The organism is Vibrio pelagius (assembly GCF_024347575.1).
Taxonomy (GTDB): domain Bacteria; phylum Pseudomonadota; class Gammaproteobacteria; order Enterobacterales; family Vibrionaceae; genus Vibrio; species Vibrio pelagius.
The window spans coordinates 976674-999317 of sequence record NZ_AP025504.1 but is presented as its reverse complement, the minus strand read 5'-3'; the positions used below and the strand labels follow the sequence as shown (position 1 = coordinate 999317).

Genomic DNA, 22644 nt, shown 5'->3' with positions numbered 1-22644 from the left:
CCATATTGGACACTGCGGCGGTTTGAATTGCAAAGTAATTATAGGGAATCAAAAGGGAAAATATTTGGGGGAATATATGAGGAAGAACGACCCACGTTGATTAGCTGAGCTATACAGCAAGGTAATCAAGCATGAGTCGTACATACAAGTCTGAGGGTTAAGCGCTCGCGGCTTGTTCCCAATCCGTCAGCAACTTCATGATTACGCGTGAGTTTTGGTGAGTTGCCATTGGCGCTGCAAGTTCCTTGTTACCTTGCTCAACCGCTTGACGGATATTGCGCACTTGATAATGGAAGCCATCGCCTTGCGCTTCAACTTTCACTTCACGCTTAGACGTTTCATAGATCTCAACCGTGAATTTATTTTCTTCAGTCGGTAACCATGGGTTGGTATCGAGCGTAATGCAGCCTTTGCTACCTAGAATCGTAAAACCATGCTTTAGTCCATGGTCTTCTGCAGTGTGGATTTGCGCAGTAAAACTATCGTTGAAACGCATCATCGCTGACGATTCACAGATGTTGCCATCGTGACCGCGTCGACCAATTGCAGAGATCTGTAGGTTTTCAAACACACTCTCGCCAAACTGCTGTTGCGCGACAGAGTGAATCAGAGACATCGGGTAACAACCTAGGTTGTACAATGCGCCTTTACTTTCTGGACTCACAAACTGATCAATCGCCGCGATGTATGACGCTTGAATCGAGCGTACTTCACCAATTTCGCCACTTGCTAACTCTTTATGAAGCGAAGCGATAAGTGGGTGGTTTAGATACATCAAGCCTTCAGCAAAGAAGATACCCGCTTCTTTAACCGCCGCTAACGCTGCGTCTGTTCTCTCCATATCAACCGACAGCGATTTCTCACACAGAATCGCTTTGCCTTTTTGAGCGGCTTTAATCACGTACTCATGGTGAACATGATTTGGCAGTGCGATATAGATTATATCAACCGATTCATATTCGATTAGCGCGTCATAGCTATTAAAAGTGACGGTTGGCTGATATTGCGCAGCAAACTCGTTCAGTGTTTTCTCTGTACGCCCTGCAACTGCGTACAACTCACTTTGAGCATCGCCTTTGATTGCATCTGCCATGACACCCGAAATAAAGCTCGTCCCTAGAATTCCCCATTTCATCGCTTACTTCTCCTGCTTCTGAGTTTCAAATGCTTGTACCAGTTCAGTCATATCCGTCTGAATAAAGGCCTGCGTATGAGGCATACCAAAGTGTTGATTGATCGCCTCACGATCAGCGTACTGCTCAAGCAAGATAACTCTATCACTCTGCTTCTCATCATAGGTTGCAATCGCTTGTAAGCAACCCGGTTCACTCTGCATGTCTAGGCAGAACTGCTCAATCGCTTCGATGGCTACAGCACGCTCAATGTTTGGCTTTATTCTTAGTTCAGCCGTTACGAAGATAGAATTCGTCATTTTCATCTTTCCACAGTTTTAGATCCTCACCAATATAATTACCCCTTAATAATTGATAAACTCACGTTTCGTTTATTATTTGTAAACTAATAGTGTTTAATAAGGCTTTATCATGGACAAACTGACTAGCATGAAAGTGTTCGCTTATGTGGTGGAGCACGGCAGCTTCCGACGCGCCGCAGACCACTTTTCCCTCTCAGCAACCATGATCAGCAAACACATTCACTCGTTAGAAGCCGGCCTGAATACCCAACTACTTCATCGCACTACACGCAAACAGTCTTTAACCGACTCCGGCCAGCTCTATTACCGCGAGTGTAAGCGAATATTGGAAGATATCAGTAACGCAGAAAATCTGATTCAGACACTCGAAAACAAGCCCCAAGGAACGGTGAAAATTAACAGCCCTATCACCTATGGAAATAAGGTTTTGGCTCCCATCATTGCCAAGTTCTTGAGCCAGCATCCTAGTATTAACGTTGAACTGATGCTCAACAATGACCTGGTTGACCCTTACTCTACGGATATCGATTTGATTGTGCGTATTGGGAAGCTCACCGACTCTAGTTTGGTTGCTCGTCATCTGGGCGATTATGAGATGATTTATGCCGTGTCACCTTGCTACTTAGAAAACCATCCTAAGTTTAACTCGGTCGATGACTTAGCTAACCACCCATCTTTAGGTTTCAGTTACTCTAGCCGCGGTGATAGCCAAACTAAGCAGACTGCAATTCACTCTGGAACCTCAGACCACGTTCGATTGCATTCAAATAATGGTGACGTACTTCGCTATGCGGCTTTGCAAGGGGTAGGCGTATTACTTCAACCTCGAATTTTGGTTGAAGAGGAGTTAGAAAAAGGAACATTGAAAGAGATTTTGCCAGGATGCGCGCCCAAACCGAAACCGGTTCACCTGCTGTACAAAACTAAGCAACTCTCTTTGAAAAACAGAACTTTTGTCGATTTTTTGCTGAACGAGTTAGACCTAACCTAATAGTTCCTTCATACGCAGCGTTAAAACATCACGGACCTCCAGTGGCGTAGACTGATGAACAACACAGTGTGAACATTGATTAAACACCATGAAGTGATGCAGTTCTTGTACTAAGGCTTCAATAAACACCTCAAGCTGTTTAACCTTACTTTCGAGCACTAGATTATTGATGTGTAAGCACCCTTGTTTACGGTCAGCTTTGCAATCCATGCGCGCTACCAACTCGCCCTGCCACAGCAAAGGCAAGCTAAAATAGCCATATTGACGCTTGGCCTCTGGGACATAACATTCGATCAGATAATCAAAGTTGAACAGGGCATTCATTCGCTTTCTTTGAATCAGAAGATTGTCAAACGGCGATAAGATTTTGAGCTTACCTCGGCTCAATGGTCGTTTGAGCAGGTCGATTGAGTGTGGAAGTAAATAGTAAGTTTGCTGATCAATGGCAACCTCTATCACTTCTCCCTCCTCCAACATCTGCTGTAAGACTTGGTTAATCAACGGCTTAACGTTCTTCAGTAAGTAACCCATTTCCGAAATAAGCCCCACTCCATTCGCCTGTAAGAATTGGACGATCAGATAACGAGCGTATTCGAAATCGCTGGGCACGCTGGTATCAATGTGGCTAGGAATGACGCGCTCGGTTAAATCATACACCTTGTGAAAATTAACTCGCTTGGGCACCATCAAGTCGCCCTGCATGAATAGGGTTTCCAACGCTTGTTTAGCAGGTTTGCCGCCCCACCCACCTTTGTTGGCACGTTCACCCTCAAAATCTTTAGCCATTAACGGACCTTCTTGCTCAATGCGTTTGAGTACATTGTCCATCAAGCTTTGATCTTTCTTATACCAGTGTTTCAACTGTCCGGTTTTAAAGCCGTTTTTACGATACAGGCTGTAGCGATAATCACGCATTGGTAAATAAGCGGCAGCGTGCGACCAATATTCAAAGATCTGCTTTTGTTCGAGCAGTACATCAAGATCTTTAGGTTGATAGCGAGCATTTCGATTCCAAAGCGTATGGTGATGAGCACGCTGGATCACTGAAATAGTATCAATTTGGATATAACCGAGCTGTTCAATAGCTGACAAAGTGGCTGATTTCGAGGGCTGTTTGACCAGCTTAGGTGGCAACAGTTGAGAATGCAGAATAATTTTTCGGGCTTGAGCAAGAGACAGCGAATCCATAAAGATCCTGAGAGTAATGAAGGGAATAAAAATAGCCTATCGATTCATATGTTTGCTGTAAAACGACGTAGTCACAAAACAGCAAACACTCTCAATAGGCTATGCAGATGGTTATGACTCTTGTTCTAGCTCTTCGAGTAAGATCTGTTTATACGTTTCTACCGTTTGTGCACCAGTCACAGCGCTGGTTCGATTGATCACAACCGTAGGAACAGAAGAGATACCCAATCTTTGCCATTGGAACTCTTGCGCCTCTACTTGCTCGATGTAAGATGCCTGATTCAAACGCTCAAGCGCTTTTTCTGCGTCTAAACCAACTTGTTCTAACTCGGCTTTCACCACATTGAGGTCAGAAAGGTCTTTCTGTTCGCTAAAGTGTGCAGTGAAGAAGCGCAGTTTTAGGTCGGTTTGCTTTCCATGCTCATTCGCATATTCAAGCAATACGTGAAGATGACGGGAGTTGACCATTCTCATTTCATCGTAAAAGTCGAATGTAAAGCCAACCTCTTTACCACGTTCAGCGATATTTAGACGATTTTGCTGACTCTGCTCCGCACTGATTTGGTATTTACGCATCAGGTGCTCACGAAGGTTTTCACCCTCTTGTGGCATGTCTGGGTTTAGCTCAAAAGGCTGCCAAGTAAGCCCAACCTTCTGTTCTAGTCCAAGCTCTTGAATCGCCTTTTCCAAATTCTTGTAACCAACTACGCACCAAGGGCACATGACATCGGAAACTACATCTAACTGGATTTTATTACTCATCGTTTTTCACTTAGTACTCTACGTACAGTTATGCTGGTCGAGACAATATAGATAATTATGAACAGTCGTTCAAGTTTAAATGAGTTATAGCTTATATACATCGAGTTACCTTGAAAAGCACCTTAACTACTCTTCGCTTTCTGGCCTTCCTTGAATCAAACTTCCTCCAGTTTGATGTACACCTTTAGTATCATCAGGGTTGTAAAGTTTGCATTTCTCCATCGATAAACAACCACAATAGATACAGCCACTTAACTCATTTTGCAGTGTTTTTAAGCTTTGAATCTTTGCTTCTAACTGCTTGTTCCAATCCAGAGCAAGTTGCTCCCACTCCTCTTTCTTAGGTGCTCGATGAGTGGGCAGCGTTGCTAGCGCATCAATGATCTCTTGTAGAGACAAGCCGATATTTTGCGCTGCTTTGATTACTGCAATTCTTCTTAGAATTTGTCGATCAAACTGGCGACGATTCCCTTGATCTCGAGTACTGGTAATAAGCCCTTTCTGCTCATAGAAGTGTAACGTTGGCACACTTACACCAGCTCGCTTCGCCACTTGCCCTACTGTCATATGCATAAATTTTCTCCTAAAAGCCGTTGACCTCAAGCTAACTTTAGGATTTAGAGTAGCTCAAAACGAACACAATTACATGGACAGAGTATGAAAAGTAAAACCCCACCCTACCTTGCAGGACGATTCTTTGATGGCATTAGTTCCGGTCTATTTATGTTGGCGCTACCCTGGTTGATGCTTAGCCAGCCTGGTCAAGGAGAGTTTGTCGCACTCACAGCATTGGCTTGTACCCTCACAACCTTCTGTTCAACACCTTATTTCTCAGCCTTGATTGACAGGCATTCACGCAAACACATTTTGGTATGGATGCAGGTCATTCAATTTATGACCGCATTTTTGGTCGCTTTCATCTACCTTATCGGTTCGGGAAGCTTATGGGTACTAGGGGTAGCGCAATTGATCTTTTGGGTATCAAGCAACTTAGCTTGGCACACCAATAATGCGTTTACTCAGGAAAACTATGACCAAACAGAGTATGCGAAGATCTCAAGCTATCAAGAAGTTGTGATGCAATCGACGACGCTAGGCGCTGGCGCTTTAGGCGTGATTCTGCTGGAGCAGTGGAGCATTATTGAGTTTGGATTATTTGCAGGTGTCGCCTCTTTGTTAGGCACTTTTAGTTACCTGCTAACCCCTTACCAACGTCGCATAAAATCATCAGTTCGTACACCATTCAAACAACAACTGATTGAGATAAGGACACTCGTTATTCAATCGCCCTCTTTCTTTGCCTTTTTAATGGCGTCGTGTCTCTCTTATCCGGTACTTACTTTTCTAAGTCGTCTGGTTCCAATCTGGTTCTCTGAAATTGACATCACTGGCGATTGGTTAGCCCTTTACAACATAGCTTTAGGAGTAGGAGCTTTGGTTATTGGTTTGTTGATACCTAAAATACTCAACATGGTTTCTCATCAAACCATCATGCAACTGTCGATGCTGATCATAGGCTTAACCTTAGTCGCCATCGGCCAGCTCAGCGATCCGGTTTACATCATCGCGCTAACCTTAGCACTAGGGGCGTTCAACGCTCTCAATCGAATCGCAAGAACTAACTGGATGCACCATTCCGTGGATATGGCTCATCGAGGACGCGTTGATGGCGGCCTAACCTTATTCGCCACTATGACGCAAAGCTTAAGTTACGTGCTGATCGCCTTCTTAGCCTCAACTGATGCGATTGTGTACGGGTTTGTCATTGTTGGCATCATCGTACTAGCCGCAGCATTTTGGATGACACAGCTCGTTAAGCAGATTAGCCCAGAGTGCACCTTGTCTAATCAGTGTGTTTGAGGTCTGCAAGGAAGACGCAATAAAAAAACCAGCTCATATAGGGAGCTGGTTTTCGACGTATGAGTGAGGAGTTTGATTGATTAACTAAGAAGCTTTTCAATCACTTGGAAAACACCCGCTTCTTTATTGCTTGGCGCAATGAAACGCGCAATCTCTTTCAATTGTGGGTGTGCGTTGTCCATCGCATACGAATGGTAGCTCTGTTTAAGCATCTCGTAATCGTTAAGGTAATCACCAAAGCTCATCGTCTGTTCGTATGTGAAGTCCAAGGTATTCTGAAGATGTTTGATCGCCGCACCTTTTGACGCTTCCGCATTCATCACATCCAGCCAGATTTTAGCACTCACCACGACTTGAAAATCTTGACCAAACTTCTCGTTAATCGAAGGGTTCACAAATTCTTGCGAGCCACCGAAATGACAAATCGCAACTTTGATGAATTCATCGTCAACCGCCAGTAGATCATCCACTAGCTCGCAACGGTGGTAGTATTTTGCGAATTCAGTTGTCGCTTGCTCGTCTTGCGTTTCGATATACGCAGATTTCTTACCGCAAAGAACCAAATGAGCGCCGTCAATTTTGCGCGCCTCTTTGATGATCGCTTGAATCGATGCTTTATCTATCGTGCAGCTATAGAGTTCTTCACCTTTATGCATCACGAGTGTGCCGTTTTCAGCAACAAACATCATACGATCTTTAATCGGAGCAAAGGTCTCCATCAAGCTGTAGTACTGACGACCAGAAGCCGCGGCAAACATAATATCTTGCGTTTCTAGCTTCTCATACAGGTCAAAAAATGCGGGATCGAGCTTACCGTGCTCGTTAAGTAAAGTGCCGTCCATATCAGCAGCGATAAATTTAATGTTGTGGTGTGGCATCTTCAAAACTTACCTTAAAATTATTGTCACCTACCCGCCGAGGCGAGCCAAGAGCGAAAGCATATCCCAACAAGGGGAGCAATTCCATGCTTGGACCCTCTTCTTACATAGGGCATTTTTCATCCTAAAATAAGTGTTTGAATTATAACAACTAAACTCTACGTGCTCACCCAAATTATGAGTGAATAAATGAAGTTGTTACAAATCTACCAGACCCGAGGCTACAACAATTAATGGGTATGGCCGCTCAAATAGTAGGAATGAAAGAGGACTCCTTTAATTTAGTCAACAACGTCGTGGAACATTTATTAAATTATAGGATTTTCCCTACAAATGAATGTGCGAATGTATTACAACAACTAAAGATTTTAAATGGCATAATCTCCTATTAATCATGAATAAATGTACATTCATGAGTCCCAATACATTGATAAAATGACATGAAAAAAAGTATTTTTAAATCGATCTCGGCAAGTATAATTGTCACGATAACCTTATTATTAATAAGTCTTATGATTCAATTATCTATTGGATTACTATACTCAAACATAACTGAAATAAAGAACAAACAACTTGAATTCGTTCATATAAACAATATAGTTCAGAAAATATCTGATGACTTGAGCTACTTATCTAATATGTTCATATTGACTAATGATGATAAATATAGATACGTATATGATGAGATAGTCAAGATAAGAGATGGGGAGTTAAACCTACCAAGTGGCTACCATAGCTTCTTATCAAAGAAGTTAAGCATTCCAAATTACAACCATAACTATCAATCAGAGAATCAAAATATTCAAGAATATTTTAATTATCTTTCACAGGACAACCCTGAGATAAGTTTTTTATTTTCAGCAAAAGATGATTCTAAGGAATTGTCTAATATTGAGTTATTAGCATTTAACACAAAAATTGAAAATCCTAACGATAATATTGGCTTGCAAAATGAAAAATATAATTACTCAAAGCTAAAAATCATCAAGCAAAGAGAGACAGCTGAAAATTATATAAATGCAAGACATGCTACCGAGATTAGTGACACTAAAAAAATAATACATTACTTGATGTACTTTAACGGTTTTATTGAGCTATCTTTACTAACATTTATTTGCATTAGTATTTTTAAATTCAGACATGCTTTAAAAATCAGTTTTGAAGAATTTTCTTATTGGATAAAAAGTGTTATCAACAAAAAAGATGATAATGCAACTCCGCACAATCTTCCTTCGGAGTTTGATGGTGTGTGTCTGAGTATCAACGAAGCAATTAAAGATCTTAAAGTTGATTTTGACAAAGTCGAACATATATCAAAAACTGATCTTATCACTGGTTTACCAAACATAAGAACTATTGATGATTTCTTTGAAGTAAAGCAAAATGAAATAGAACGGTATGGTTCAATCTTTGAAATTGTTATTTTAAACATCAAAAACCTAAAGAGTTACAATCATAAATTAGGTGTAGAAGCGACTAACACATTACTATCTTGCTTTTCTAACTTTCTTAAAGAAAATATGAGAAAGTCAGATTTAAGCATTTACTTGGGCTCTGGGCTATTCATGATTTGCGTCCCTCAAACAAAAGAAGAGGAATGTGCAAAAATTATAGTAAATAATCTCAATGAGATATTGGAACTATATGAATTCTCCATAGAAAATCATAAAGTTAAAGTAAAGGTTAGTTCTTCCATAAAAACTACTGACGATAATATAAGAGATACATTTAACACTGTCATAAATGATTGTATTAGAAATAGAGTTTCGTAAATGATAAGTATATATAGATTAGTATTAATGTCATTTTGTCTTACTTCATTCGTATTTTATTATACAATAGATAGTTACTATGAAGGAGTTAAAGAGAATAAAATTCTTCAATTTGAAGAAATAATAAACCAACTAGAAGCTAATAAACAAAAGTTGATATTACTAAGTTTACTAGCAGAAACTGAGATACATTTGCCTGTTTTTTCAAAAAATGAGATAACTGATGTTAATGTATACGAATACTCAAGTGATGAAAATTATAGCATTACAGATGATGAGTTAATAATATCTAGAATTATGAAACTTAGTGCTAATTTTTTGCCTGATCTTTTCGCTAGTAATAAATCCAAGTTTTATTACAGATCAAATCAAAATAAATTAGTTCTACACTACGATACCAAAAATAATGACTATAGTGGTTTAATTTCAAACGTAGACAACTGCGCTATACATGAATCTTGCACTTTGTATTCTACCTCAGAGCAAATTCAAGATAGAGTAGTTTTCTCTCTGTTTTTTGGATGCCAGGATGATCAAGACTGTACAATATCTTTATCATCACCGGTAATAGATCAAAAAACCAAAAAAATTATTGGTGATTTTGTATTGGATATGGTGATAGACAATCCATTATTTATTAATTTTGATTTCATTAGTTACTTGAATAAAAATAAAAAAGTTAATCTTATAATTGAAAATTCAATCTTAGATGTGTATGAAGAGTATTATTACAACTTAGATAACTTAACAGAAATAAAATTGATGATCTCAAAATCAAACAAATATATAGATTATTACTTTGTGTTCATTTTTGTTTTTTTATTCTTACTATTGTTATCTTACAAGTGGTTAGATTTTTTACGACACAAGAAAGATCTTATCGAAGCAAAAGTAAATGCTATAACTGATGAGCTAACAGGTTTAAATAATAGAAAGCTATTAAATGACAATGACTTTATTGATACTCATACAAATGAAGGGACAGCAATTATAGCATTTGATGGGAATCATATTAAAAAAATAAATGATCAGCTCGGTCACTCTTTTGGTGATGAAGCAATAAAAACCATGGCTAACTCATTGAAGATTGTTTTTAGAGAAAGTGATTATTTGTTTAGGTTAGGCGGTGATGAATTTCTCGCAATTTTACCTGGGTGCAGCTCACCAAAAACTATCGAACTTATGGACAAAGTAAAATTGGAAGTAAACAAACACTCTATAGGTGGTATTGGATTGTCAATTTCTTGTGGTGCAGTTCATTTAGAAGCTTATGAATCTATATCTCAAGCTATAGCTAGAGCAGACGATGCTCTTTACATCGATAAGTTAAGGGGGAGAAATTGAAAAATTCAGGTAAAGAACTTAGCTAATCTGTAAGCTAATTCAACGCTTGATCATAGTTTAAGTCTCATTTACTTGAGTACTGTAACTTCCTAAGCTTACACGGAATCTCCCACCTAGCAATTTTTTGCACTGAGATTTAGGCACAAGGCTACGACAATTAATTGTGTAGCCGCTCAAATCGTTTTCGTCTTGGATGGTGGGTTGGGTTATGCTAGCCAAGAGAATAATTTCTTGTCCTAAACATGTCTTTCTTTCATGACAGAATCAGCAACCTGCTAGCGTCAACCAAGTTTTGTGGTAATGCTTTTTGTCTGCTTCCAATCTTTCAAATTCGCTTCTAACAATAAGACCTTCTAAAAACACCATCATCATTTCTGAGCGAACATCGTCGTTTGATGATGTCCCAATCACTTGATCAAGTAGGTTTTTTATCCAAGTTTTGTGCTGTTGAGATAAGCGCACAACCTCGCTTTCTGACTCCTTAAACTCAGCCAGAGCATGCATGAACATACATCCCTTAAAATCGTTTTGCGCGAACCAGTTAAAATGCCACTCCAACAGCGCAGATAGCTTATTGTCCGAACTATGAGCTACCGCTATGCAGTCCTCTAAACTCTCTTCAAACCTCTGATGACGTCTTTCTAATACAGACTCAATGAGCTTGGTTTTGGAGCCAAAATGACGATACATCGAAGTCTTTGAAACACCCGCTTCGTCACGGATCATATCGACGCCCACTGCAGTGTAACCGAGCCGATTAAAGAGAGACTCTGCCACGTCTAGAATTAGTTCTTTTTTACTCATAACTTTCAACTCGTTAGATACATTCAAAAACACAGTTTGAAATCTGCCGTTGCAAGAAGTGTACAGATCTGTATCATTCAAATCAAACAGTACAGATCTGTACACTTTAAACATCTAACTAACTTAAAATAAGGAAATGAGTATGAGAAATCGACTATCAGGTGGAGGCGCACTGCCACCCAAAGCTGGCGCAATGCAAAAATTAAGAGGGTTTATCGGAGGAGCTGCGGGAATTTTAGTGTTGTGTCTGCTTGGGGAATATTCAGGGATACCTTGGCTAATGGCACCATTCGGGGCCACGTGTGTACTGCTTTTTGCCGTGCCCACTTCGCCACTTGCACAGCCGAGAAACATCGTATTCGGCCACTTGATTTCAGCCGCTGTAGGGTTATCGGCTCTGTTTATGTTTGGCGATTCATACGTCGTCATGGCAATCGCAGTAGGCACTGCCATCATGTTGATGCAGCACTTCCGATCGGTACATCCACCCGCGGGAGCGAATCCCATTGTGATAGCACTTGCTGGCACCACCAATATTGATTGGACATTTCTGATCACACCGGTGCTAAGTGGCAGTTTAGCGCTTGTTTTTATTGGCGCTCTGTTAAACAACAGTAATGAAGAACAATCATGGCCACTTTATTGGCTTGGTGAGAAAAACCAATAAGCACATGATTAGTTGCTTAAAGCACGATGAGATCACGGTTAGCGTACGAGTCAGAAAGATAAATTTGACCGACCCAGTAAATCGGCCTACTATTAATCGTCTTTTAACGATTAGTAGTAAGCGAAACATCACCATGACAGCACAATGCGAAGCGAAGGGTAACTGCGGCACGCTACCACCTGGTAACAGTGAAGCGGAACAAGAGATGGCAGCCCTAGCCAAAGCACTTGCTCATCCTGCAAGAATACGTATTTTGAGTATTCTCTCTGCTTTAGAGAAGGCCGGTGGTTGTTTGAATAGTGACTTGGTTAGCGAATTGGGTCTGGCTCAATCGACGGTTTCTGAGCACCTAAGAATTCTGAAAGCCAGCGGTTTTATTACAGCGGAATCCATCCCACCTAAGATGTGTTACCGCATTGACCGCGACAATATTCAGCGCTTTGAATCTATCTTTAATAACATATTGAAGTAACAGCCATTATTGGCTAGAAAACAACGATCACACTAAGCGATAGGCCGAAATATAGTCTGTTTCCATTAGTGTGTTTTTTTGCCTTAATTAATCGTCTTTCGACGATTAGCGATAAAATAGAGAGAATTGTATGAAACCGAAGTTGAGTTTTCTAGATCGCTACTTAACACTCTGGATCTTCATCGCCATGGGACTGGGTGTCCTTTTGGGTATCATGTTTCCACAAATTGAACAGTGGAATGAATCGATGTCAGTAGGCAGCACCAATATTCCATTGGCCATTGGTCTGATCCTAATGATGTATCCGCCACTGGCTAAGGTAAACTACAGCCTATTGGGTACCGTGGTTAAAGATAAACAAGCGATCAAACTGTCACTCATCATGAACTGGATTGTTGGTCCAATCTTGATGTTTGTTCTCGCAATTACATTCTTGGGTGACCACCCAGGTTACATGGTTGGCGTTATCCTAATCGGCCTTGCTCGCTGTGTAGCAATGGTGTTGGTTTGGAATGACATCGGTGGCGGTAACAAAGAGTACGGTGCGGCTTTGGTTGCTCTCAACAGCGCTTTCCAAGTTGTGAGCTACAGCTTTATGGCTTGGCTATTCATCAGCGTGTTGCCACCTGTGTTTGGTTACGAAGGTATGATGGTTGATATCTCTATGATTGATATCGCCCATAGTGTACTGATCTACTTGGGTATCCCGTTCTTAGCAGGTTTCCTAAGCCGTAAGATCTTGGTTTCGATGAAAGGTGAACAGTGGTACACAGAGGTGTTCATTCCACGCATTTCTCCAATGACTTTGATTGCACTACTAGCAACCATTGTTCTGATGTTCAGCCTGAAAGGTGAGATGATTGTTGAACTGCCAATGGATGTCCTGTTAATCGCGATTCCGCTGACAATTTACTTCACAGTGATGTTCTTTATCAGCTTCTTTATCGGTAAAAAGATGGGCATCGATTACGACAAGAACGCATCGATCGCTTTCACAGCAACGGGTAATAACTTTGAATTGGCGATCGCAGTCTCTATCGCGGTGTTCGGCATCAACTCTGACCAAGCATTCGCAGGCGTTATTGGCCCACTAATCGAAGTACCAGTCCTGATTTACCTAGTAAACGTCGCTCTGAAAATGAAAGACAAGTATTACTCAGGTCAAATAGTAAAAACGCTTAACTAGTGTGAGCGCACTAAATCACTGTTGATACAAAAACCAAAGGCTCATTCCGAAAGGTATGAGCCTTTTTAATTTCCGAACATCATTCAACAGCTGCACAGACATTTAATCTAGCAGGCTCTTCAAACAACGCTCTAACTATATTTAGGACTGGGCTGCACGAAATTTAGTACATTCTGTTCATTACCAGGGTAACCTGGGATGCAATTTAAACAGGTGTTTGATTATATTTCGATCATCAAGGCAGTAACGTCACAAAATCAAACTCTCAGCTTGTCGTACCAGTTGTGCATTACCGCGCATACGAGTAGCTTTACCGCAAAGTGAACATTCGAAACTGTTATCGAAACAATCATCGAAATAACCATCCTTCTTTCATATGAGCTTCATTTGTGATCAAAGTTGCGCTAATTAACAATAAAACCTCGTTCTATTAACAAATACATGCTCAAACGCTCATTTTTAATGTTCGTTTGTTTTCGAGTTCGCAAATATATGCACAATACACGTGCTAGACAAGCAAACTAACAAGGACTCGAACAATGACAATAAAAAAACACCCCTCTCTATTTGGCGAATGCTTAGCAGAGTTTATAGGGACAGGACTACTTATTTTCTTCGGTGTAGGCTGTGTAGCTGCACTCGTACTAACCGGTGCAGCATTTGGCCAATGGGAGATCAGTATTGTATGGGGCTTCGGCGTGACCATCGCAATTTACTGTACTGCTGGCGTATCTGGTGCACACATTAACCCTGCGGTGACTATCGCACTGGCTATGTTCCACGGATTTGATAAGGCGAAGGTTGTGCCTTACATCATCTCTCAACTACTTGGTGCATTTTGCTCAGCAGCGCTGGTATACACGCTATACAGCAACTTGTTTACTGACTACGAAATCGCGAATAACTTCGTACGTAGCAGCCAAGACGCTCTTGCAACAGCTGGTATTTTCTCAACTTACCCACACGCTTCCCTCTCTTTCTTTGGCGCTTTTGCTGTGGAATTTGTGATTACCGCTGTTCTAATGTTTGCCATTCTTGCGCTTGGCGATGAAAACAATGGCGCGTCTCGCGGTGCAATGAACCCACTGCTTATCGGTATTCTGATTGCTGTGATTGGTGGCTCTTTAGGTCCACTAACAGGTTTCGCGATGAACCCAGCACGTGACTTCGGTCCTAAGCTATTCGCTTACTTTGCAGGTTGGGACTACGCACTGAGCGGTGCTCGTGACATCCCTTACTTTATTGTTCCAATTCTGGCTCCTATTGCTGGCGCGTGTTTTGGTGGTTGGTTATATCCGAAAGCCATTTCTGCATACCTACCTGCAACGGGCCAAGGTTGTACTATCCCAAATCAATGTGAAACAGAAGAAGAAGCTGAACAAGCTCGCGCTTAATCCCTAAGCCTTCCAACATTTACTAAAATATAGATAACGAAATAAAAAGGATTCTTACCATGACCGAGCAAAAATACATTGTGGCGCTAGACCAAGGCACAACCAGCTCTCGCGCTGTTATTCTCGACCATGATGCGAACATTGTTAGCTCTTCTCAACGAGAGTTTACTCAAATCTATCCAAAAGCAGGCTGGGTAGAGCACGATCCAATGGAGATTTGGGCAACACAAAGTTCCACTCTGGTTGAAGCACTAGCGAAAGCAGGCATCCGCAGTGACGAACTCGCTGGTATCGGTATTACCAACCAACGTGAAACAACGATTGTTTGGAACAAAGAGACCGGTAAACCAGTTTACAACGCGATTGTATGGCAATGTCGTCGTACTGCTGATATCTGTGAAGAGCTAAAAGCACGTGGCCTAGAAGATTACGTACGTGACAATACAGGTTTAGTCCTTGACCCGTACTTCTCAGGTACCAAAGTTAAATGGATTCTAGACAACGTTGAAGGCGCTCGCGAAGACGCTGAAGCGGGCAAGCTACTGTTCGGTACTGTTGATACATGGCTAGTGTGGAAGATGACTCAAGGCCGTGTTCACGTCACTGATTACACTAACGCATCACGTACTATGCTGTTTAACATCAACGACCTATGTTGGGACGGAAAACTACTAGATGAGATGGGTATCCCAGCATCAATGATGCCTGAAGTGAAACGCTCTTCTGAGGTTTATGGTCAAACTAACTTAGGTGGTAAAGGTGGTACTCGTATCCCAATCGCAGGTATCGCGGGTGACCAACAAGCGGCACTATACGGCCAAATGTGTGTTGAAGCGGGTCAAGCGAAGAACACTTACGGCACGGGTTGTTTCCTTCTGATGAACACAGGCCAAGAGAAAGTAACATCGAAAAACGGCCTACTAACGACACTTGCATGTGGTCCGAAAGGCGAACCTGCTTACGCACTAGAAGGTGCGGTATTCATGGGTGGCGCATCAATTCAATGGCTACGTGACGAAATGAAGCTACTGGCTGATGCGAAAGACTCTGAGTACTTCGCAACAAAAGTAGATACATCGAACGGTGTTTACGTTGTTCCTGCATTTACTGGTCTAGGCGCACCATACTGGGATGCTTACGCTCGCGGTACTATTGTAGGTCTAACTCGCGGTGTTAACTCTAACCACATCATTCGTGCGACGCTAGAAGGCATCGCTTACCAGACTCGCGACGTACTAGACGCAATGCAAGCAGATTCTGGCATCAAGCTAGCAAACCTACGTGTTGATGGCGGTGCGGTAGCGAACAACTTCTTAATGCAGTTCCAATCTGACGTTCTGGATACAGAAGTTCACCGTCCTGAAGTCACCGAAGTGACAGCGCTAGGTGCAGCTTACCTTGCCGGCCTTGCCGTTGGCTTCTGGAACAACATTGATGAGCTTCAAGACAAAGCCGTTCTTGATCGCACATTCGAACCGCACCATGACGAAGAGAAGCGTAACCGTCGTTACAAAGGCTGGAAACGTGCAATCAAGTGTGCACAAGTATGGTCTGAACTTCACGATGATGAAGAAAACGAAGATTAATTCGTTGTAAATCGCGTGTGATTTAACCAAAATCACCAAACGAAACTCAAAAGAGCACGCCTGTCGTGCTCTTTTTGCGTTTTAGCCCCGATAACTGAGCATAGAAACTTCTCACATTGCGCCAATTCGCGCAGAATAGAGCGAGTATATATTTTCGAAATTGGTGTTCTAGAGCGAGATCTAGGCACATGGGAGCAGTAAGTGAAGCAGATACCAAGGCACCAGCAGATTGTCGATCTGGTGAAAACACAGGGATACGTCAGCACAGACGAACTGGTTGAGAAGTTTGATGTAAGCCCACAAACCATTCGACGCGACCTTAATGAGCTCGCAGACAGCAACAAAATCCGCCGCTACCACGGTGGTGCCACTATCCCTTTAAGCTCTGAAAATACCTCTTACAACACGCGTAAGACACTCAACTTCAATGAAAAAGACGTCATTGCTGACGAGGTGGTCAAACACATTCCAGATGGCGCCACTCTATTTATTGATATCGGAACGACACCGGAAGCCGTCGCCCGCGCCCTCAATAAAAACCACAAACAGCTGCGTGTTGTTACAAACAACATCAATGTCGCGACCATCTTGCTGGCAAACCCTGAAATCAAGGTAATCCTCGCTGGCGGAGAAGTGCGCAATAAAGATGGTGGAATCATGGGTGAAGCAACGCTCGATTTCGTGAAGCAGTTCCGCTTAGACTTCGGTATCTTAGGTATCAGTGGCATCGACTTCGACGGCTCACTGCTCGATTTTGACTACCATGAAGTGCGAGTAAAACAGGCCATCATCGAGAATAGTCGTAGCATTTTCATTGCTGTCGACCACTCAAAGTTTGGTCGTAACGCGATGGTGAAATTAGGCAATATTAACCAAGCACACATGGTTTTCACCAACCAACAGCCGCCAGAAGAGATCCACACTATTCTCAAAGAAGCTGAAATCCCACTGGAAGTAATTGAAACACGCTCAACACCGTCATCATAGGTTTTGATTTCGCGAACCTATCATTTGCACTCAGATATGTTCGCTTACGCAAAAAACCAATCTATACTTTAATCAATTGTTAATAAAAACCTCTATTCAATATCGAATAGAGGTTTTTTTATGTTCAAATCACATTAAACGCTCATAAACGAAAATAAATAGTGACCAAAAACGAAAGTTAAAGTAGGATTAAATGAGTTTCAAAAATGCTCGTTCGCTCACCAAGAGGTCAAAATCATGAGTGCTCAACAACATAATACAAATAATGGTTCATCCTCCACTTTAGATTTGATCGTTATCGGTGGTGGAATTAATGGCGCAGGTATCGCAGCAGATGCAGCAGGACGTGGTCTAACGGTAGGCTTGTACGAAGCGAGCGACTACGCATCAGCCACGTCATCAGCAAGTTCAAAACTCATTCACGGTGGTCTACGCTACCTAGAACACTACGAGTTTCGTTTAGTATCAGAAGCGCTAGCAGAACGTGAAGTTCTGTTAAGAAAAGCGCCACACATCGCGCGACCAATGCGTTTTCGTTTACCGCATCGCCCATTCTTGCGCCCAGCGTGGATGATTCGCTGTGGCCTATTCCTTTACGATAACTTGGGTAAACGAACCACACTTCCAGCAAGTAAGACAGTTAACTTAGCGCAATCAGGTCTACTAAAACCCGAAATGAAAGTCGGGTTCGAATACTCAGACTGCTGGGTAGATGATGCTCGAATGGTTCTATTGAATGTGCTTGCCGCGAAAGAAAATGGCGCAGAAACTCGTAACTACTGTCGCGTAGAAGCAGCACGCAGAGAAGGCGGCGTATGGGTAGTAACGATTCGCGACGTGATGACAAATCAAACATTTGAACGCAAAGCCAAAGCCCTAGTGAATGCCGCTGGCCCTTGGGTAAAACAGTTCTTTGATGATGGTCTTGAACAGGAATCACCGCGTAATATTCGCCTAATCAAGGGATCACACATTGTTGTGCCACGTATTCACGACGAGCCTCAAGCGTACATTCTTCAAAACAAAGATAATCGAATCGTCTTCATGATCCCTTATCTAGACAAGTTCTCGATCATCGGGACAACAGATGTTGAATACAAAGGTGATCCTCGCGAAGTTGCAATCTCAGATGATGAAGTCGATTACCTAATCGATATTGTTAACCAGCACTTTGTTCAGCAGCTAACTACCGAAGATGTGGTTTGGACATACAGCGGTGTGAGACCACTTTGTGATGACGAGTCTGACTCACCACAAGCGATCACGCGTGACTACACGCTAGAGCTTGATGCTGAACTTGATCAAGCGCCACTGCTTTCAGTATTTGGTGGCAAGCTCACGACTTACCGTAAGCTCGGTGAAGCAGCATTGAAAAAGCTAGAGCCATTCCTACCGAATATGGGGCCAGCATGGACTGCAACCGATACGCTACCAGGCGGTAACTTTAGCTGCAGTCGTGAGCAGCTAGCTGAGATGATGAATTCTAAGTATCCTTGGGCTTCAAAAGGTCTACTGCTTCGCTACATCACGCAGTTTGGTACGCAAACCTGGGATCTACTAGATGGTGCTACTTGTGAAGAAGATCTTGGCAAGAAGTTCTCGTCGGAGGCACATGGTGTTTATCAACGTGAAATCGACTACTTGATTACACAAGAGATGTCTCAAACTTCAGAAGACATACTTTGGCGTCGAACCAAACTTGGCCTATACATGAGCGAAGAAGAGCAACAAATGGTGACGGACTACTTAAAGACGACACTTGAGCAAAAAGTGGTGAGTTTTTCTCAAGTGAGCTAATAGCACCTAGCTAATTCGAACAACCAAAAGCTTAGTCTTCCCCCGGCTAAGCTTTTTATTTTCAACAAAATATATATAGAGTGTTTTCACCCACCCGCTAATTATCACCATTTCAAAACCTTGCTATGCTTTATCTCATCATCTCATCGCAACCAAACAAATACTCACTCAGCGTTTCAATAAGGAATAGATACCATGCAAAAAGTTATTCTAATTACTGGCGCAACTGATGGCATTGGCTTTGAAACAGCAAAAATACTGGTTGAACAAGGTCATCACGTTCTGTTGCACGGTCGCAATCCACAGAAATTAAAAGACGTTGAACAAAAGCTCCCCTAGGAGCTTAGGGCGTGTTGATTTTTGCTGTGAAAGGTCAAGACGCCCTAATCATTGTATTTGCCTTAGTTAGGCAGTTAATCGTGCATAGAGAGAGTCTTTAAGCACTGAACGATCGTGTTTCATTTGATGCATTTGACCATCTTCAATCGGCGAGCCATTTAGCTCCAATTTACGAATCTCTTTATCCAAGTCATTGTAGGTTTTCATATCGATTGCAAAGCTTTCATTATCCTCTACAAGTTGAGCGATTTTATCTTTCATTTCTGGAAATTCATGAATAAGAGAGTGGTTTTCACCTAGCATAGAGACCTCTTTTCTAGAGTATGGTGGCTGAAATTAGAGAATGTGACCTAAACACCTTAGCAACTGACAACTAGAAACGATGAGACTCAGCACACAGCATTGGATAATTTTTGAACATAAAAAGTGCTTAAACGAGGTCAGATTGAACGCCACGCTATGATCCATTTCAATACCGATAATGAGATGAATGAAAATTCGTGCTGCCATCGGATTACTGTCGATAGCGTTATTGTACGAGCTGAGAATTACTTGCAAGAATCCTAACAAATACCCTCAGCAGGAGCTGAGGGTATTTATGTCGTTGCGACAGAAAAGCACGCAGAAAATTAGTGATCGCAACTTCCTGTATGCTCCCAGCCACTCTCATCAACAGTTGATGAAGAAGTGGTTGACTGACAGCCTGCAGCAAACAGGATAGTTAAAGATAGAAAAAACCATTTCATAACCTGACCTCCATATTCATTCGATAGAGCATGTCCAGCACATAATTCTTGGGCTCCACCTATATCCGACCCAACGAGCACGGAAAAACTTTCATCTAGGTTTGACAAAAACAGGTTAAGGGGCAGCACAAGTGCTTCCTACAAACTCAATCTACTCTCTATGTAGAGGCACGCCATTATTCAAGTTCGAGGCTAACTCCACTGTAAATACTCATGACTAAAATGGGACGGTCATACTATCCCATTTTTACGTGAACTCTCGTGAGCACAATGATGGTTTGTTTCTTTGTGCGACGTTCGAACAAAAATCAACCAACAACTTTAGTCTTCGATTGTCTTGTCCAATAGGCCAAAACGATAATCGTGGCAGAAAAAGCAATACAAAGATAAATCGGGTACAGTGGGTTAATCACAACGCTGAATGCCAACATCGCCGCAACGCCATAACCTATGGTGTGAGACATAGAAATGTAACCAGCCACCGTCCCCGGCGAGTTACTCCACTTATCCGTTGCTGACGCAGTATAAGCAGGCACCAATAATGCAGCGCCCACAGAGGTGACAGCCATCGCCAACCCAAAGGTTAATAACTGAGGAATAGTGAACAGCGACATCCCAATCAAGAAGGCGATAGAGCCAACCCAGTACATCATTCTAGGCGTCACCCTCTCTTTCTTCACAATCCATACCTGGGAAAGCAGTGTCACTGCAGCACTTATGCTCAATAAAATACCGATCGCGTCACTTAGTTTCTCAGAGGGCCACTCCGTAAACGAATAGATCAAGGGCGATAAACTGTATTGCAATAACGCGACCGATGCACAAAGTAGCAGCCCAGTAATGAGGTATGGCGATAAGCTTTTATTAGGTAACCAAGATTCACGTTTCTTATTATTGAAAATAGAAGGTTCTACCTTTGGAATAGGCATGAAAAACGCAAAAATAAGCGCAACCAATGGCAAAAAAACCATCAAAAATAACGGTGCGAAAGGATTCAACTTGAGTGCAAAAATAGAAACAATAGGCCCCAATAATCGCCCACTACTTAATCCAATGCTGACTGCTGTTATCGCCTTTAGTCTGTGTTGTTCTCCGCACAATATTATTGCCCAATGCTGACTCGCAGGTACCATTCCAGATACGGTGCATCCATAAATAACCCTTGCGATAATCAGTCCGAAAAAACATACCGATACATTAATCCCCTCCGATAGACTCACCATAGAGAAGAGTGCAAGTAACAGAAAACTGATGGTCATCCCTGATAGTGCTTGGATAACCACTCGATTCGGCCCGTGTTTATCACTATATCGTCCCCAAAATGGGGCTGATGGAAGAAAGAGCAAGCTGCCCACCGCAATCAACGCAGACCAAGTGGGCAGATCAAAAGCAGACTGTTCAACCAAAAATGGTAAGGATACAAGTAGTCCATTTTGCCCTATTCCCATCAACGCAGAAATGAGGCCAATTGACATTAAGTGAAAAGTTTTATTATTAATTGCTAGCATAATTTAAGGGCGTAATAAGAGTGAATAAGCTCGAAATGAAAAACGCCAGATCAGAATTTATTATTATTGATTATGTGAATAATTATCATTTTAATTTCATTATGATAACATTAACGGCTCTTTACCTATAACTCAACTTCATATTTCATTATGTATCAGCTTACCAATGCATCATTTGAAATCGACGGTAAGACAATTCTTTCTCCTACGAGCCTGAATTTTGAGCCTAAAAAAGTCACGACATTACTCGGCCATAATGGGTGCGGAAAGTCGACTTTAATTAAGTTATTAAGCCGTCAAAATAGTCCTACTCAAGGGCAAGTTACCTTTAATCAAAAGCCGCTTGCATCGTTCAGTCATCTTGAATTTGCCCATCAAGTCGCTTACCTACCTCAGCACCCACCGATCACCGATGGTGTAACAGTTCGCGAGTTGGTTTGCTTTGGTCGTTACCCTTGGAAAGGAGCATTTGGGCGTTACAGCAAAGATGACTACGCAATCGTCGATGACGCGATTGAGAAAGTCGGACTAAGCTCGTTTTCCGATCGATTCGTCGCCACACTGTCGGGCGGTGAAAGACAGCGCGCATGGGTCGCGATGTTATTAGCTCAACAAAGCCAATGCATCTTGCTTGATGAACCCACATCAGCGCTTGATGTTGCCCACCAGCACGAGCTCTTAGCATTGATTCGCGAGCTTAATCAGTCACTAAATCTAACGGTCATCATGGTACTTCATGATGTAAACATGGCTGCTAAGTTCAGTGACCATCTGATTGCATTGCACTCTGGTCAGGTCATTGCCTCAGGTTCTCCGCAAGAGATGATGACCCCAGAGACGCTCACCAAGATCTACGGTATGGAGCTCGCGCTATTCAGCCATCCAATAACAGGCCAACCGATCAGCTACATCCCCTAAAAGAAGGAAC

General features: G+C 42.1%; 21 protein-coding genes and 1 pseudogene. 13 read left to right on the top strand and 9 right to left on the bottom strand.

All coding sequences use genetic code 11. The annotated features are described in order from the left end of the window. Positions 1–157: 157 nt before the first annotated feature. Positions 158–1135, bottom strand: a complete 978-nt coding sequence (locus tag vsple_RS18640; protein WP_261883374.1) for a Gfo/Idh/MocA family protein — start codon at positions 1133–1135, stop codon at positions 158–160. A 3-nt stretch (positions 1136–1138) separates the two neighbouring features. Next, entirely contained in the window at positions 1139–1438 is a 300-nt protein-coding gene (locus vsple_RS18635; RefSeq protein WP_261883373.1) for a putative quinol monooxygenase, read from the bottom strand. 106 nt (positions 1439–1544) lie between these two features. Here vsple_RS18635 and vsple_RS18630 point away from each other — a divergent pair, with 106 nt between their 5' ends. Then, positions 1545–2426, top strand: coding sequence for a LysR substrate-binding domain-containing protein (locus vsple_RS18630; protein ID WP_261883372.1), 882 nt, complete (start codon positions 1545–1547; stop codon positions 2424–2426). Here the strand turns inward: vsple_RS18630 and vsple_RS18625 are convergent. From vsple_RS18625 to soxR, 3 genes are all read right to left on the bottom strand, one after another. Then, a complete protein-coding gene (locus vsple_RS18625) occupies positions 2418–3614 on the bottom strand; it encodes a winged helix-turn-helix domain-containing protein (protein WP_261883371.1) in 1197 nt (398 codons plus the stop codon). The genes vsple_RS18630 and vsple_RS18625 overlap by 9 nt on opposite strands. 111 nt (positions 3615–3725) lie before the next feature. Beyond that, positions 3726–4376: a DsbA family oxidoreductase gene (locus tag vsple_RS18620; protein ID WP_261883370.1), complete on the bottom strand. Its 651-nt coding sequence runs from the start codon at positions 4374–4376 to the stop codon at positions 3726–3728. Positions 4377–4502: 126 nt separating this feature from the next. Then, positions 4503–4949 (bottom strand): redox-sensitive transcriptional activator SoxR, encoded by a 447-nt coding sequence (soxR, locus tag vsple_RS18615; protein ID WP_255232187.1) that lies wholly within the window; start codon positions 4947–4949, stop codon positions 4503–4505. 84 nt (positions 4950–5033) lie between these two features. Here soxR and vsple_RS18610 point away from each other — a divergent pair, with 84 nt between their 5' ends. Next, entirely contained in the window at positions 5034–6236 is a 1203-nt protein-coding gene (locus vsple_RS18610) for an MFS transporter (RefSeq protein ID WP_261883369.1), read from the top strand. A gap of 80 nt (positions 6237–6316) precedes the next feature. On the opposite strand, the gene vsple_RS18605 is transcribed toward vsple_RS18610, so the two are convergent. Continuing rightward, positions 6317–7114, bottom strand: coding sequence for a Cof-type HAD-IIB family hydrolase (locus vsple_RS18605; protein ID WP_261883368.1), 798 nt, complete (start codon positions 7112–7114; stop codon positions 6317–6319). Between the two features lie 512 nt (positions 7115–7626). Here vsple_RS18605 and vsple_RS18600 point away from each other — a divergent pair. Then, positions 7627–8886 (top strand): GGDEF domain-containing protein, encoded by a 1260-nt coding sequence (locus tag vsple_RS18600; RefSeq protein ID WP_261883367.1) that lies wholly within the window; start codon positions 7627–7629, stop codon positions 8884–8886. Continuing rightward, the gene (locus vsple_RS18595) at positions 8887–10230 is read left to right on the top strand and encodes a GGDEF domain-containing protein (protein WP_261883366.1); all 1344 of its coding nucleotides are present in this window, start codon (positions 8887–8889) and stop codon (positions 10228–10230) included. Positions 10231–10494: 264 nt separating this feature from the next. Here the strand turns inward: vsple_RS18595 and vsple_RS18590 are convergent, their stop codons facing one another. Then, positions 10495–11034 (bottom strand): TetR/AcrR family transcriptional regulator, encoded by a 540-nt coding sequence (locus vsple_RS18590; protein WP_261883365.1) that lies wholly within the window; start codon positions 11032–11034, stop codon positions 10495–10497. Between the two features lie 142 nt (positions 11035–11176). On the opposite strand from vsple_RS18590, the gene vsple_RS18585 reads away from it, so the two are divergent. From vsple_RS18585 to vsple_RS18550, 8 genes and pseudogenes are all read left to right on the top strand, one after another. Next, entirely contained in the window at positions 11177–11701 is a 525-nt protein-coding gene (locus vsple_RS18585) for an HPP family protein (protein ID WP_261883364.1), read from the top strand. A gap of 133 nt (positions 11702–11834) precedes the next feature. Further along, positions 11835–12173, top strand: a complete 339-nt coding sequence (locus tag vsple_RS18580) for an ArsR/SmtB family transcription factor (RefSeq protein WP_032550585.1) — start codon at positions 11835–11837, stop codon at positions 12171–12173. 130 nt (positions 12174–12303) lie between these two features. Continuing rightward, positions 12304–13359, top strand: a complete 1056-nt coding sequence (arsB, locus tag vsple_RS18575; protein WP_261883363.1) for an ACR3 family arsenite efflux transporter — start codon at positions 12304–12306, stop codon at positions 13357–13359. Between the two features lie 539 nt (positions 13360–13898). Further along, positions 13899–14753, top strand: coding sequence for an MIP/aquaporin family protein (locus vsple_RS18570; protein ID WP_255232194.1), 855 nt, complete (start codon positions 13899–13901; stop codon positions 14751–14753). A 59-nt stretch (positions 14754–14812) separates the two neighbouring features. Further along, on the top strand, positions 14813–16339 hold the full coding sequence (gene glpK, locus vsple_RS18565) for a glycerol kinase GlpK (protein WP_261883362.1): 1527 nt from the start codon (positions 14813–14815) through the stop codon (positions 16337–16339). A gap of 201 nt (positions 16340–16540) precedes the next feature. Continuing rightward, a complete protein-coding gene (locus vsple_RS18560; RefSeq protein WP_255232196.1) occupies positions 16541–17326 on the top strand; it encodes a DeoR/GlpR family transcriptional regulator in 786 nt (261 codons plus the stop codon). A 237-nt stretch (positions 17327–17563) separates the two neighbouring features. Beyond that, positions 17564–19123 carry a glycerol-3-phosphate dehydrogenase gene (gene glpD, locus vsple_RS18555; RefSeq protein ID WP_255232197.1) on the top strand — a complete coding sequence of 520 codons (1560 nt, stop codon included), beginning with the start codon at positions 17564–17566 and terminating at the stop codon, positions 19121–19123. 195 nt (positions 19124–19318) lie between these two features. After that, a pseudogene (locus tag vsple_RS18550) lies at positions 19319–19456 on the top strand (SDR family NAD(P)-dependent oxidoreductase); the annotation flags it as partial. A gap of 72 nt (positions 19457–19528) precedes the next feature. Here vsple_RS18550 and vsple_RS18545 read toward each other — a convergent pair. Together vsple_RS18545 and vsple_RS18540 are read right to left on the bottom strand one after the other, a co-directional pair. Next, positions 19529–19765: an HP1242/YdcH family protein gene (locus vsple_RS18545; RefSeq protein WP_261883361.1), complete on the bottom strand. Its 237-nt coding sequence runs from the start codon at positions 19763–19765 to the stop codon at positions 19529–19531. 751 nt (positions 19766–20516) lie between these two features. After that, positions 20517–21716: an MFS transporter gene (locus vsple_RS18540; protein ID WP_261883360.1), complete on the bottom strand. Its 1200-nt coding sequence runs from the start codon at positions 21714–21716 to the stop codon at positions 20517–20519. Between the two features lie 150 nt (positions 21717–21866). On the opposite strand from vsple_RS18540, the gene vsple_RS18535 reads away from it, so the two are divergent. After that, the gene (locus tag vsple_RS18535) at positions 21867–22634 is read left to right on the top strand and encodes an ABC transporter ATP-binding protein (RefSeq protein ID WP_261883359.1); all 768 of its coding nucleotides are present in this window, start codon (positions 21867–21869) and stop codon (positions 22632–22634) included. Positions 22635–22644: the final 10 nt, after the last annotated feature.